Raw genomic sequence first — 13,340 nt, forward strand, 5'->3', positions numbered from 1 at the left:
CCGCCAGCTCTGCTCCACCACCTCCGTCTCCACCGGGACCAGCCCGGCCAGCAGTGCCGTCCGGTCCACCGTCCGCCCGGCGTCCGCGAACGCCACCAGCTCCGCCTTGGAGCACCACCGCGACCCGGCCGCGCTGCGGACGGCCCTCGCCCCGCTCGCCGCCCGCCGCGTCGACCACCCGGTGCCGGTCTGGGAGGCACGACGCATCGGCGGAGCACTCGGCTGCCTGCTCGACGCCCTGACCGGCCGACCCCGGGAGTCCGCCGCGCAGGCGACCGACCTGCTCGGTTACCCGCTCTACCTGCGCACCCCAGCCGTGATCCCCGCAGTGCGCGCCAACGAAGCGGCGTGCCGGATCACCGACGCACCGGTGCCGCTGCTGCTCGCCACCCCCACCGCCGGCGACGGCACGATCGACCCCGCCGTGCTCGGCGAACGGCTCGCGGCCTACCGGGCCACCGGCGCCCGCCCGTGGCCCGCGGACCTGGCCCAGTCGCTCCTCCGGGTGCCCCCGCACGCGCTGGCGGCCGTCCGCGCCACCGCCGCCGCACTCGGTTGGGCCCTGCCTCCCGACACGGCGCCGCCGGCACCCGACCGGTTCCACGTCCAGACCCCGGCCATGCCCGAGCGGAGCCTCGACAACGGCTTCACCCCGCCCACCCTTCCGCGCATCGCCCCGTGCGCCGTCATCGGGGCGCCCGCACCCGACGGCGTCACCGGACTGGTCCACACCCTCCCCGACCCGGCCGAGACCGGCCGGTTCAACGGAGTGGCCGTGACGCAGCCCACCGAACTGGCCCACCTGCCCTGGGCGGCGCCCTGGCACCCGGAGGCCGTCGCCGCACACGGCCTGCCGGCCGTGGTGCTCCAGGCGGACACGACGAGCGGCTCCGGGGGCACCAACCCCCTGCTGCCCCGGATCGCCGAGCTGCCGGGCGAGTTCGGCCCGGTGAGCCACCTGCTGCTCGCCTATGGGCTGACCGCCGTCGGGGCGGACCACCGCACCGCCGCACTGGACGCCGTGCTCGCCATGACCGCACGCGGCCGGCTCCGGCCGGAGGTGCTCGGTGCCTGGCTCGCGCAGCTCTGGGAGCTGTCCGTGGCCAAGCCGAACCGGGTCCTTCCCGTCCTGGCCGAAGGCGCGCGCGGCGGCGCGGGCCGGACGGTGTGGGAGGTGCTCGCGGCCCTGATCACCGGGCTCGCCGCCGAGCCGGGCCGGCGCGGGCTGGCGGACGCCCTGGTGCTGGCCGCCGAGTGCGCGGCGGCCGAAGGCATCCGCACCACCCTGCCCGTACTCGACGCCCTGACCGCACCGGCCGCACCCCGCCGGGTCCGGACGGAATCGGCCCGCCTGGCCGGGATCCTCGCGAGCTGACCGGTCCGGCCGTCGGCCACGCCGTCCGTACCGGCCCGGGGGCGGGTCAGGGCAGCAGCAGGCCGGCGAGCTCGTCGAGCAGTTCGGTGACCCGGCGGGCCTGCTCCGGGTCCGGGAGGGCCTTGGCGATGACCGGCTCGGCGGGCCGGGCGACGTGTGAGCGGATGGCGTGCCTGGCCACCTCGGAGGCGGTCAGCAGGGTGCGCCGCCCGTCGGCCGGGTCGGGGGCGGCGTCGAGCAGGCCCTGTTCGCGCAGCCGGGCGACGGAGACCGAGACGTGGCTCTGGGCGAAGCCGGTCCTGACCCGGATCTCCTGGACGGAGGTGGCGGGGTGGCGGTACACGTCGGCGATCACGGCGATCTCGCCGGCGGTGAGGTGCTCGGAGGCCGGGTCGATGATCAGGGCGCGGCCGAGTTCGGTCAACCGCTTGCCGAGTCTGAGGAGTTGCACGCCGTCCATGTCCGACAGAATACATCTTCACTGATGCATCGGTGGCGATGTAGATTGCCTGGCATGACGACCTCAGAACCGTTCAGCCCGGTCTCCCGCACCGCCCTGTCCGTCGCCCGGGTGCGGGCCTACGAAAGCTCCCGTCCCACCCCGCTCTTCGTCGACCCGTACGCCGCCGCGTTCGTCACCGCCGCCGGACTGCCGCTCGACTTCTCCGGTACGGGCAGCAGCCTCGGCAGGGCCCTGGTCGCCCACGGCATCCTGCGCACCCGCCACTACGACGACCGGCTGCTCGACGCCGGCGCCGACCAGGTGGTGCTGCTGGCGGCGGGCCTGGACACCCGCGCGTACCGGCTGGACTGGCCGGCCGGCACCCGGGTGTTCGAACTCGACCTGGACCCGGTGCTGGCCTTCAAGCAGCAGGTGCTGGACGGGCTCGGCGCCACGCCGCACGCCGGACGCACCGCCCTGCCCGCCGACCTGCGGGACCGGCAGTGGCCCGACCGGCTGGTCGCGGCGGGCTTCGACCCGGCGCGCCCCTCGGCCTGGCTGGCCGAGGGACTGCTGGTCTACCTGACCGCCGAGGAGGCGGCCGTTCTGCTCACGACGGTGACCGGGCTGGCCGCCCCGGGCAGCCGGCTGCTGCTGGAGCAGGGCCGCGACGTGAGCCGCACGCCCCACGACCCGGAGCTGGCCCACCTCACTGCACTGTGGCGCGGTGGGCTCGGGCCCGGCACCGACGGCTGGCTCGACGGGCACGGCTGGACGACGGAGGTCACCACCCTGGTGCGGCTCGGGGAGGCGTACGGGCGCTCGCTCCCGGACCCGTCGGCCACGACGGCGTTCATCGAGGCGCGGCGGCGCCCGACCGGCTGACGCCGCTGCCGGAGGCCTGCCCGCCCGGGATCAATAAGTGGCCTGCCCGGTCACCGAGCTGACGATTCGTCATGTCGGGCCGGCTGGGGCGGCCAGGTCCCGGCGACCAGGACGCCGGTGGCGTAGGCGCGGGCGACCAGGGCGGTGCGGTTGGGGACCCGCCAGCGGCGGGAGAGCCGCGCCAGGTGGTAGTTGACCCCGTCCGTGGTGACGCCGATCTCGCGGGCGATCTGCGCGGTGGTGTCGCCCCGGGCCGCCGCGGCCAGGATCCGCGCCTCGACCGGGCTGACCTCGGTCCGCGGGCCGGGCGTGGCCTCGCTCGCGGGCTCGGCGGCGCGCAGCGAGATCAGCAGGTTCGGGGTCTGCTCCGGGGTGTCGCCGACCAGGTCGACGGTCATCTCGCCGTGCCGCTCCCGCCCGCCGACCGATGTCCAGGAGACCCGCGCCGGGTACCGCGAGCGGCGGTGCAGCCGGACGGCCTCGGTGAGCGCCTGGAGCGTGGCGCTGTCCCACAGGGTGAAGAACTCCAGAATCCTACGGTTGTGCAACTCGCCCGGCAACCGGCCGAATTCGGCCGCCATCGCACGGTTGACGATCAGGATCCGGCCGCCGAACTCGCACACCACGATCGGCAGCGGCACGTGGTCCAGCAGCCGCAGCGCCCGGTTGCGCCAGATCACCGCGGCGTCCCGGCCGCCGTCGGGTACGGGCGCGCAGCCCTCGTTCGTCCGCATGTGTGGTTCTCCTCCCCGTGGCGCCCGCGCGCACCAGAGCTGACGGTCCGTGGGCAAGTCCGCGGGCACCCCCGGCACTACACAATCATGTAGTGACTGCGGTCCGCGGTTCCGCCCGGTGGGCGCAGAGTGGAGGAAGCGATAAGTTTCCTGCCGTGGGAGGGGCCCACCGATGACCGAGACCGTGGAGAGCACGACCGAGGGCGAGCACGTGGCCGGGGCCGGGCGCGGCGCCGTCCCCCTGGTGGACATCTCGTCCGCGCCGCCGGTCGCCGTCCCGATGCTGCGCACCATGGACCTGGCCAGAGAGCACGGCCCGGTCTTCTGCCAGCGGCTGCACGGCCGGGACGCCCTGATCGTCAGCGGGCTGGAGCTGGTCGAGGAACTGGCCGACGAGACCCGGTTCACCAAGTCGATCGGGCCCGGCCTGGAGAACGTCCGCCAGTTCACCGGGGACGGCCTGTTCACCGCCTACAACGACGAGCCCAACTGGGCCAGGGCGCACGACATCCTGATGCCCGCCTTCGCGCTCGGCTCGATGCGCACCTACCACCCGGTGATGCTGCGGGTGGCCCGCCGGCTGGTCGCCTCCTGGGACCGCAGGGAGGGCGCCGGGCTGCCGGTGGACGTGCCCGGCGACATGACCCGGATGACCCTGGACACCATCGGGCTGGCCGGCTTCGGCTTCGACTTCGGCTCCTTCGAGCGGGACGAGCCGCACCCCTTCGTCGAGGCGATGGTGCGCTGCCTGGACTGGGCGATGACCCAGCTCACCCGCGACCCGGAGGCGGACCACCGCGAACGCGACGCCGCCTTCCGGGCCGACGCCGACTACCTGGCCGCCGTGGTGGACGAGGTGATCGCCGCCCGCGCCGGAGAGGGCGTCCAGGGCCCGGCCGAGGACCTGCTCGGCCTGATGCTCGGCGCGGTGCGCCCCTCGGACGGCAGCCGGCTGGACGCCGAGAACATCCGCAACCAGGTGATCACCTTCCTGATCGCCGGCCACGAGACCACCTCCGGCGCGCTCTCCTTCGCGCTGTACTACCTGGTCAAGAACCCGGCCGTGCTGCGGCAGGTGCAGCGGGAGGTGGACGGACTCTGGGGCGACCAGGCCGATCCCGAGCCCGGCTACGAGGACGTCGGACGGCTGCGCCACACCCGGCAGGTGCTCAACGAGGCGCTGCGGCTGTGGCCGACGGCGCCCGCGTTCAGCCGGGAGGCGCGCGAGGACACCCTGCTCGGCGGCCGCATCCCGCTGCGCGCCGGGGAAACGGTCTTCGTCAGCACGCCGATGCTGCACCGCGATCCGGTGTGGGGCGACAACCCGGAGCTGTTCGACCCGTCCCGGTTCGACCCCGAGCGCGAGCAGGGCCGCTCCCCGCACGCCTTCAAGCCCTTCGGCACCGGCGAACGCGCCTGCATCGGACGACAGTTCGCGCTGCACGAGGCCGTCATGCTGCTGGGCATGCTGGTCCACCGCTACCGGCTGATCGACCACGCCGACTACCGGCTGAGCCTCAAGCAGACGCTCACCATCAAGCCCGACGGGTTCACCCTCGGCCTCGCCCGGCGCACGCCCGTCCCGGTCTCCGCCGCGGCGGCGGCCGTGGAGCGGCGGGTCGGCGTGCCGGCCGAGCGTCCCGGGAGGGTCCGCCGGGGGACCGGACTGCTGCTCCTGCACGGCTCGAACTACGGGGCCTGCCGGGAGTTCAGCCGGCAGCTCGCGGAGGCCGCCGCCGACCTCGGCTGCGAGACCGAGATCGCCCCGCTGGACGCGTACGCGGACGGGCTGCCCACCGGCCGGCCGGTGGTGGTCACCGCCGCCTCGTACAACGGGCAGCCGACCGACGACGCGGCCCGTTTCGTCCGCCGGCTCCAGGAGTCCCAGGAGTCTTGGGAGTCTCAGGGGGCCGACGGGGCCGAGGCGGGCCGGCCGGCCGCCGGGGTCGAGTACGCGGTGCTCGGCATCGGTGACCGCACCTACGCCGCGACCTACCAGCGCGTCCCCGCCCTGATCGACGACCGGCTCGCCGCGCTCGGCGGCACCCGGCTGCTGGCCCGCGCCGAGGCCGACGCCTCGGGCGACCTGGCGGGCGCCGTACGGCAGTTCACCGAGGAGCTGCGCGAGGCCCTGCTGGCGCGGTACGGGGACGCCGACGCCCCGGCCGCGTCGGAGCCGGAGGCGGCGTACTCGGTGACCGAGGTGACCGGCGGCCCGCTGGCCGCGCTGGCGGCCCGGCACGACATGGCCGAGCTGACCGTCACCGCCGTCGGCAGCCTGACCGACCCCGCCTACCACCGGGTGAAGCGGCTGGTCCGCCTCGCGCTGCCGGAGGGCACCGGCTACCGGACCGCCGACCACCTGACCGTGCTGCCGGCCAACGACCCGGTGCTGGTCGAGCGCGCCGCCAAGCTGTTCGGCGCGGATCCGGAGACGGTGCTGGGCATCGTGGCGCACCGGCGCACCGGACCGGCCGTCGACCGGCCGCTGACGGTGCGCGAACTGCTCACCCGGCACGTCGAGTTGCAGGACCGCCCGAGCGCAGGGCAGCGCGCCGCGCTGGCCGCGCTCAACCCCTGCCCGCCCGAGCGGGCCGCGCTGGAGGCGCTGCCCGAGGACGACCCGCGCACCCTGCTGGACCTGGTCGAGGACCACCCCGCGGTCCAGGAGCGGCTCACCTGGCCGGTGCTGCTGGAGCTGCTGCCCCCGATCCGGCCGCGGCACTACTCGGTCTCCTCCTCGCCCACCGGCCGTCCGGACGAGGTGGAGCTGATGGTCTCGGTGCTCAGCGGTCCGGCCCGCTCGGGCCGGGGCACCTTCCGCGGCACCGGCTCCGGCCACCTCGACCGGGTGGCCGTCGGCGACACCGTGCTGGCGCGGATCCAGCCGTGCCGGGAGGCGTTCCGGATCGGCCACCGCACGCCGGTGGTCATGATCGCGGCCGGGACCGGCCTGGCGCCCTTCCGGGGAGCCGTCGCGGACCGCCGGGCGCTGCTCGCCGAGGGGGCCGAACTCGCCCCGGCGCTGCTCTACTTCGGCTGTGACGACGCGGACGCGGACTACCTGCACCGCGGCGAGCTGGAGGCCGCCGATGCGGCCGGCGCGGTCTCGATGCGGCCGGCCTTCAGTGAGCGTCCGCAGGACGGGCGGCGCTTCGTGCAGGACCGGATCGCGGAGGAGGCGGCCGAGGTCTGGGAGCTGCTGGACGCGGGCGCCGAGGTGTACGTGTGCGGCGACGGGGCCAGGATGGCGCCTGGCGTCAGGGCGGCCTTCCGGGCGCTGTACCGGGAGCACACGCCGGGGGCCGACGAGCGGCGGGCGCGGGCCTGGCTCCAGGGCCTGATCGAGGCCGGGCGGTACGTCGAGGACGTGTACGCGGGCTGACCGGTCGCCCCCGGACACGGCCGTCGGCCCGCCGCACCGGTGCGGCGGGCCGACGGCTCGGACGGCTGGGTGTCAGTACACGCTGACGTTGTACGCGGAGAGTGCCGCGTTCACCGGCTGGTAGAAGGTCGTCCCGCCCGAGGTGCAGTCGCCGCTGCCGCCCGAGGTGAGGCCGAGTGCCTTGGCGCCGTCGTACAGCGGGCCGCCCGAGTCGCCCTGTTCGGCGCAGACGTTGGTCTGGATCAGGCCGGTGACGGTGCCGCCGCCGGTGTAGCGCACGGTGGCGTTGAGCCCGGTGACGGAGCCGCCGTGGGTGCCGGTGGTCGAGCCGGTGCGCTTCACCGCCTCGCCGACGTAGGCGTTCGGGGCGGAGGTGAAGCCGCCGGGGTGGCTGAGTGCGGAGTTGTCGTAGCGGACCAGGGCGTAGTCGTGGCCGGGGAAGGTCGTGCTGACGGTCGGCCCGATCCTGGTGGTGTGGTTGGCGTCGGTGTACCAGTCGGAGGCCACGTTGCCGCAGTGCCCGGCGGTCAGGAAGTAGTGGGTGCTGCCGCTCACCACGTTGAAGCCGAGCGAGCAGCGGTACTGGCCGCCGTAGATGGCGTCGCCGGCGGCGACCAGCGGGGTGAACACGCCGCTGACCCGGTGGATGGCCAGGGTGGACGCGGCGGGCCCGGCGGCGCCCATCAGCTTGGCGATCGACGCCGGGGACACGGTGCTGTCGGCGGTCACCACGACGCGTCCAGCGGCCTCGTCGACGTACCAGGCGGTGCCGTCGACCTCGGCGTTCAGGACGGCTTCGCTGACCGCCGACAACTGCTCCGGCGGGGCGGTGCGGGTGGGAGCGGCGGCGGCGCCCGGCGCGGCGACCGCGGTGGCGGTCAGCAGGCCGAGGGCCGCGGCGAGCAGGCGGAAGTGGCGTGTGGTGCCGGTGCGGGGGGTCCTGCGCGTGGTCCTCACCGATCTCCTCCTGGGGGGTGAGCGGCCCTGGGGGTCGGGGCCGTGAAGCGCGGTCAGGCGGTGGGCGGAGTCCGGCCGGGGCTTTCCGGAAGCGCGGCGGATGATCTGCTCCTGACAGACACTGACCGGAAGTATGAGGAAACGGACCGTTCGGTACAAGCTTCCTGAGGGGGTGTCGGCGGACCCGCGGGCCGGGGAGGGAGCCCGCGGATCCGCCGTTCGGCGGCTTCCCGGCGGCCGGAGCCCGCGGCCCTACCGGGCGGGCACCGGCTCGGGCCCGGCCAGTCGCCGGCCACGGTGGAGGGCGTGCAGGGACAGCGCGCAGATCACTCCGAGGGCGCACAGCGCGAGCCAGGGGAGCGCGGCGAGCCCGGCCGCGCGGGCGGCGTCCAGGGCCGCGCCGGTCAGCAGGTTCCCGAGGGTGATGCCGACCCCGCAGACGGTGTTGTAGAGCCCGTAGTGGGTGGCGACCAGTCGGTCCCCGGAGAGCCGGACGACGGTGTCCATCTCGAAGGGGTAGGCCAGCATCGTGCCCAGGGCCAGCAGGAACGCGGCCAGGGCCGGCGGTCCGACGGCCGGTGCCCAGCGCCAGGGGCCCGCGGCCGGGACGGGCAGGGCCGAGGCGGCGAGCAGCGGCAGGAAGGCCGCGCCCATCACGGCGACCCCCGCGACCAGCGCGGTGCCCGGCGCGATCCGGTCCCGGCACCAGGCGGTGACCCTGGTCTGGAGCAGGATCGTGCCCAGCCCGGACACCACGAACAGCAGCGCCGTGGCTGCCGTCCCGCCGCTTCCGTCGCCGCCCAGCCGGCGGACCTCCAGCGGCAGCGCCAGGTACACCTGGAAGGACAGCACGTACGAGCCGGTCATCGCGCCCGCGAAGAGCAGGAACGGGCGGTTGGCCAGCACTCCGCGCCACTGGGTGAGGACCCCGGTGCGCTCCGGGACCTCGGCGGGGCCGTCGCCCCGGCGGGTCGGCAGCGAGCGGATCTGGACCGCGCCGAGCACCGCGAACACCCCGGCCGCGACCAGGCAGGTGGTGCGGAAGTCCACCGCGGTCAGGGCCATGCCGACCAGCGGGCCGAGCAGGATGCCCGCCTGGTAGAAGACGTTGAACAGCGCGAACGCGGCGACCCGCCGCTCGCCCGCGTCGCGCGCCAGGTACGCCCGGACGGCCGGGTTGAACAGCGCCCCGGCCAGCCCGGTCGCCGCCGAGGCCGCGATCAGGGCGGGCAGCGAGGCGGAGAGGCCGAGCGCGGCGAAGCCGGCGGTGCGCAGCAGGCAGCCCGCGACGATCAGCGGCTTGTAGCCGAACCGGTCGGCCAGCGTGCCGCCGACCAGGAACATGCCCTGCTGGGTGAAGTTGCGCACCCCGAGCACCAGCCCGACCGTCCAGCCGGCCAGGCCGAGGCCGCCGGACAGGTGCGCGGCCAGGTAGGGCATCAGCATGTAGAAGCCCAGGTTGATGGTGAACTGATTGACCATCAGCAGCCGGACGCTGCGTTCGTGGCCGCGGAACTGGGCGGTCAGCTCCCTCACCCGGCACCGCCGGCGGCGCTCGGGAGGGTCAGCGGGTCGACCACCTCGGCGCAGCGGGTCCAGCGGGTGACCTCCCGCTCGTCGGGCCGGGCGAGCTCGTCCGGGCCGTCCGCCGGTGGCCGGTCGAGCAGGCCGTGCGCGGAGCAGTACTCGTCGTCGTAGACGGTGCCGAGGTAGCGCTGCGGCCCGTCCGGGAAGACCGCCGCGATCCGGGTGCCCGCGGGCCGGGTGCGGGCCAGCCAGCCGGCCACCAGGGCGACCGCGTCGACGCTCCAGCCGCCGGTGGCGTAGTGCGAGGAGGCCAGTCGGCGGCAGGTCCAGACGGCCTCGTCCGGGGCGACCCAGTGGACCTCGTCGAAGGCGCCGTAGGCGACGTTGCGCGGGTGGATGCTGGAGCCGAGGCCGCGCATCAGCCGGGCGCGGGCGGGCTGGCCGAAGATGGTGGAACCGACGGTGTCCACCCCGACGACCCGCAGACCCGGGTAGAGCTGGCGCAGCACCCGGGAGGTGCCCGCCGAGTGCCCGCCGGTGCCGATGCTGCACACCAGAACGTCCAAGTGGCCAAGCTGGGAGGCGAGTTCGAGCGCCAGCGGGGTGTAGGCGCTGGTGTTGTCGGGGTTGTTGTACTGGTCGGGGCACCACGAGCCGGGGTGGCGGGCCAGCAGTTCGGCGACCCGGTCACGCCGGGCCTGCTGCCAGCCGCCCCGGGGGTGCGGGCTGGCGACCGCCTCCACCTCGGCGCCGTAGGCGGTGAGGAGCCTGGTCATGGCCGGCTCCAGCCCCGGGTCGGTGACCAGGGTGACCGGGTGCCGGTGCACCATGCCGGCCAGCGCCAGCCCCAGGCCCAGCGTGCCGCTGGTGGACTCCACGATCCGGCCGCCCGGGCGCAACTCGCCCCGGTCCAGGGCCCGCTGGACCATGTGCAGGGCCGGGCGGTCCTTGAGGCCGCCGGGGTTGAAGCCCTCCAGCTTGGCCCAGAAGCCGCGGCCCGCCGGGGCGAGCGGCTCGCCGATCCGCAGGACCGGGGTGTTGCCGACCAGGCCGCCGAGGGCCGGGTGGTCGTCGGTGCGATGGGTGAGGGACGTCATGTCTCGTCTCCGGTCGGGAGGTTGGCGGAACGTTCGGCAGCTCGGACGGACGCCGAGCCGCTATATCCGCCACCGACCGGTGACCAGCAGGGGGCCTCTCGGCCCGGGGGTACGGGCGGCGCGCACGACGGGGGCCGCCGGGCGGTCCGCGGGCGGCTGCGCCCGGTCGACGCCGGGGGCGGTGACCGGAGGCAGGGTGCAGGAGGGGACGGGCACGGCGGGGGACCGCAGCGCCCGGTGCCCGGGCGCGGTGTCCTCCTCCTCCGGGCAGGAGCGCTCCGAGGCGTCGGCGGGGACACCGTCCGGCCCGTGCGCGAACGTGAACGCGGGCGCGGAGGGGGTCGTGTACGCGGACTCGGGCGGGGTCGTGGCCCGGGCGGTCGCCGCGGGGGAGTGGGGCTGATGGGCGCCGAGGTGCTGCGGTGCGCAGCCGGCGGGCAGCAGGGAGAACAGGCCGAGCAGGAGCGCGGCCAGGAGCCTGACGGGCATGACGGGACTCCGCGCGGCCGCACGGGGCGGCAGCGGATCGGTGACGGTCGGAAGGAGCGGATACGGGCGGCGGTCGCCGGCACGCACCGCCGCGTGGGCGGGGCGTGGCAGGGCGCGGCCCGGGCCGGTCTAGACCCTCAGATTGGCGATCCGGTGCGGGAGTTCGGGTGTTCCGGCCTCGGCGGATCCGGCCGGCGGGCCCGCAGGACCGGGCGCCGGCGCGGCTTCCCCGGTGGCGGGCAGCACGGTGACGGCCGGCCAGGTGGTCTCGGCGCCCGGCCCGTCCTCGGGCTTCCCGGACAGGCAGTCGCCGCCGGGGTGATCGGCGTCCTCGTCGTGCTCCTGGCCGTGCTCCGGGTGGTTCTCCTGGTGGCGCGAGGGCGGTGCGGTGTCGCCCGCCGCCGGAGTCTGGGCGGAGAAGACGATCCGGATCGGATCGATGTGCCCGGCGCCGTTCTCCGCGCCGAACCCGTGCGCCGTGAACACGGCGATCAGCAGGGCGCCCAGCCAGAACAGTCGCGCCGCCACCCCTCGGGGGTGGGCGCGTCGTGTACGCAACGGCGACCGGGCGGTGACCATGTCGTGATCCTAGCCCGACTTCCCGCTCCGCCACAGCACGTCTCCATCGAAGTGATGAATCGTCAACTGTCCGACGAGCGGCGGAATCGAAAGAAAGTGTTATCGGTGCGGACGGGGAGGGTCTCCTGCGTGAGGGAGTGAACGCGCGACGTCGTGGGTGAGGGACCACGACGGGGCCCGGAGCCCGAGGTGCTCCGGGCGCGCCCGCTCCCGCCGCGCCGCCGGATCGTCCCGTCCGGCCGGCGCACCCGGCGGTTCGCACGCCTCCCCCACGGCTGCGGACCGCCGGGGTCACCAGGGTGGGCTCACGCAGCCGGGGCGTGCTCCCTGGCCAGCCGCCACACCAGCTCCTCGCCGGTCTCGGCCGGGGCGAGCGCCTCGGCCGGGCGGCGCAGGCGCTCGGTGAAGCCGAGACGGGCCGGGACGGCGCCGCTGGCCCGGTTCGCCGGGTCGTGCACGATCTCGACCCAGGCCACCCCGGGAAGCCGGAAGGCCTCGTCGGCCAGGGCCCGCGCCGTTCTGGTGGCCAGACCGTGCCCGGTCGCGGCGGGGTGCAGCCAGTAGCCGATCTCCCGGACGTCGTCCGGGGTGTCCTCGCGCCGGAACAGCCCGCAGGCCCCGACGATCGCGCCGCCCCGCATGATCGCGTACGTGAAGTCCCGCCCCTTCGCCCAGAGTTCGGCGCGGCTGCCGAGGAACTCGGCGGTCTTGGCGTGACTGTGCTCGGCGACCCAGGGCATCCAGGGCCGCAGGTGCTCCAGCGACTCCTCGATGACGGCGAAGAACTCGGGCAGGTCCGACTCGGCGGCGAAACGGCGCAGGGTCAGTCCGTCCAGGGCGATGACGTGCGGGGGAAGGTCCATGACGGGAGGATGGTCCGTACACCCCTCACCGGGCAACGGGTTTTGCCGGCGGGCCCCGGGCCGCGTCAGCTCCGCCGCGTCAGCTCCGCCCCGCAGGGTGGCCGGCCCGGGGCTGCTCGGCCGGGGCGTACCGGCGCAGCAGGACGGCCGCCTCGCGGTCGGTGACGTCGTGGAACTCCCCGTACCAGGGGCCGGCGGCGTGCGCGTAGCGGGGCAGGTGGAGGCAGACCACCTGGTCCACGTCCCGGCGCAGGTCGGCCGCGACCCGGGCGTCGCCGATCGGTGCCGCGAGGATCAGGTGCTCGGGGAGGTCGGCGGCGAGGGCGTGGAGGGCCGCCCGGGTGGTCAGGACGTCGGTCAGGCCGTCGGAGACGAGGACGGCGGTGCGCCCGTTCAGCGGGAGCCTGGTCCGGCCCTGGCGGTAGAGCGCCTCGCGGCGGCGGACCTCGACCCGTTCCCGTTTCACGCTCGCGCCCAGCTCGGCCGAGGTGACGCCGAGGCTCTTCAGGGTGTACCGGTCGAACAGCGGCGGGTCGCCGTCGGCGATCGCGCCCACCGGGCGGTCGTGGCCGGGCACGGCCAGCGCGCGGACCACCGTGGCGTCGAGCGGGGCGCCCAGGGCCTCGGCGACCTCGGCGGCCACCGGGAGCCCGCCGGGAGCGAGGCCGAGGACCACCACCCCGGCGCCGGTCCGCCCGTCCAGCAGCGGGACGAGCCTGCGGGCCAGTTGGTGTCCGGCGGCGCTGCGGTCGAGGAATCTCACGGGCCTGTCCTTGTCCTCCATGTGTTCGAACGCCCCGGCGGGGACGGGGCCGAGGGCCGGAGCGGCGGGCAGCACCCGCCCGGCCCCGCCACCACGGCGCCTTCCCCGTCGTGGCGGGCTCTAACGTCCGGGGCGTGAGCAGGGGCGTGAGCCAGGGGAACGGGGGCGCGAGCCTGGGAACGACCCGGGGCGTGATCCGGCGCGTGCCGCCCGGCGGACCCCGGCCGGAGGGTGTGACGCGGCG

12 protein-coding genes are annotated in these 13,340 nt (G+C 75.5%); 3 read left to right on the forward strand and 9 right to left on the reverse strand.

Features of this window, described 5'->3' with window-relative positions:
* Positions 1-106 precede the first annotated feature (106 nt).
* Positions 107-1,375: a hypothetical protein gene (locus BU198_RS21525; protein ID WP_188298502.1), complete on the forward strand. Its 1,269-nt coding sequence runs from the start codon at positions 107-109 to the stop codon at positions 1,373-1,375.
* Between the two features lie 46 nt (positions 1,376-1,421).
* Here the strand turns inward: BU198_RS21525 and BU198_RS21530 are convergent, their stop codons facing one another.
* Entirely contained in the window at positions 1,422-1,835 is a 414-nt protein-coding gene (locus BU198_RS21530) for a MarR family transcriptional regulator (protein ID WP_188298503.1), read from the reverse strand.
* Between the two features lie 54 nt (positions 1,836-1,889).
* Here BU198_RS21530 and BU198_RS21535 point away from each other — a divergent pair, with 54 nt between their 5' ends.
* The gene (locus BU198_RS21535) at positions 1,890-2,702 is read left to right on the forward strand and encodes an SAM-dependent methyltransferase (RefSeq protein WP_188298504.1); all 813 of its coding nucleotides are present in this window, start codon (positions 1,890-1,892) and stop codon (positions 2,700-2,702) included.
* A gap of 50 nt (positions 2,703-2,752) precedes the next feature.
* Here BU198_RS21535 and BU198_RS21540 read toward each other — a convergent pair whose 3' ends face one another.
* Positions 2,753-3,436, reverse strand: a complete 684-nt coding sequence (locus tag BU198_RS21540) for a helix-turn-helix transcriptional regulator (protein ID WP_188298505.1) — start codon at positions 3,434-3,436, stop codon at positions 2,753-2,755.
* A gap of 172 nt (positions 3,437-3,608) precedes the next feature.
* Between BU198_RS21540 and BU198_RS21545 the strand changes: the two genes are divergently transcribed.
* Positions 3,609-6,821 carry a cytochrome P450 gene (locus BU198_RS21545; protein ID WP_188298506.1) on the forward strand — a complete coding sequence of 1,071 codons (3,213 nt, stop codon included), beginning with the start codon at positions 3,609-3,611 and terminating at the stop codon, positions 6,819-6,821.
* A 72-nt stretch (positions 6,822-6,893) separates the two neighbouring features.
* On the opposite strand, the gene BU198_RS21550 is transcribed toward BU198_RS21545, so the two are convergent.
* The 7 genes from BU198_RS21550 to BU198_RS21580 form a co-directional block, all read right to left on the reverse strand.
* Positions 6,894-7,778, reverse strand: a complete 885-nt coding sequence (locus BU198_RS21550; protein WP_188298507.1) for a S1 family peptidase — start codon at positions 7,776-7,778, stop codon at positions 6,894-6,896.
* Positions 7,779-8,030: 252 nt separating this feature from the next.
* Positions 8,031-9,260, reverse strand: coding sequence for an MFS transporter (locus BU198_RS21555; RefSeq protein ID WP_223244737.1), 1,230 nt, complete (start codon positions 9,258-9,260; stop codon positions 8,031-8,033).
* 50 nt (positions 9,261-9,310) lie between these two features.
* Positions 9,311-10,402, reverse strand: coding sequence for a PLP-dependent cysteine synthase family protein (locus BU198_RS21560; protein ID WP_188298509.1), 1,092 nt, complete (start codon positions 10,400-10,402; stop codon positions 9,311-9,313).
* A gap of 60 nt (positions 10,403-10,462) precedes the next feature.
* Complete coding sequence (locus BU198_RS21565; protein ID WP_188298510.1) at positions 10,463-10,891, reverse strand: hypothetical protein; 429 nt, start codon at positions 10,889-10,891, stop codon at positions 10,463-10,465.
* A 129-nt stretch (positions 10,892-11,020) separates the two neighbouring features.
* A complete protein-coding gene (locus BU198_RS21570) occupies positions 11,021-11,470 on the reverse strand; it encodes a hypothetical protein (protein ID WP_188298511.1) in 450 nt (149 codons plus the stop codon).
* A gap of 305 nt (positions 11,471-11,775) precedes the next feature.
* Positions 11,776-12,333 (reverse strand): GNAT family N-acetyltransferase, encoded by a 558-nt coding sequence (locus tag BU198_RS21575; RefSeq protein WP_188298512.1) that lies wholly within the window; start codon positions 12,331-12,333, stop codon positions 11,776-11,778.
* 79 nt (positions 12,334-12,412) lie between these two features.
* Positions 12,413-13,096 carry a phosphoribosyltransferase gene (locus tag BU198_RS21580; protein WP_188298513.1) on the reverse strand — a complete coding sequence of 228 codons (684 nt, stop codon included), beginning with the start codon at positions 13,094-13,096 and terminating at the stop codon, positions 12,413-12,415.
* Positions 13,097-13,340 lie beyond the last annotated feature (244 nt).

The organism is Streptomyces sp. CBMA156, from assembly GCF_014596515.1.
Taxonomy (GTDB): Bacteria; Actinomycetota; Actinomycetes; order Streptomycetales; family Streptomycetaceae; genus Kitasatospora.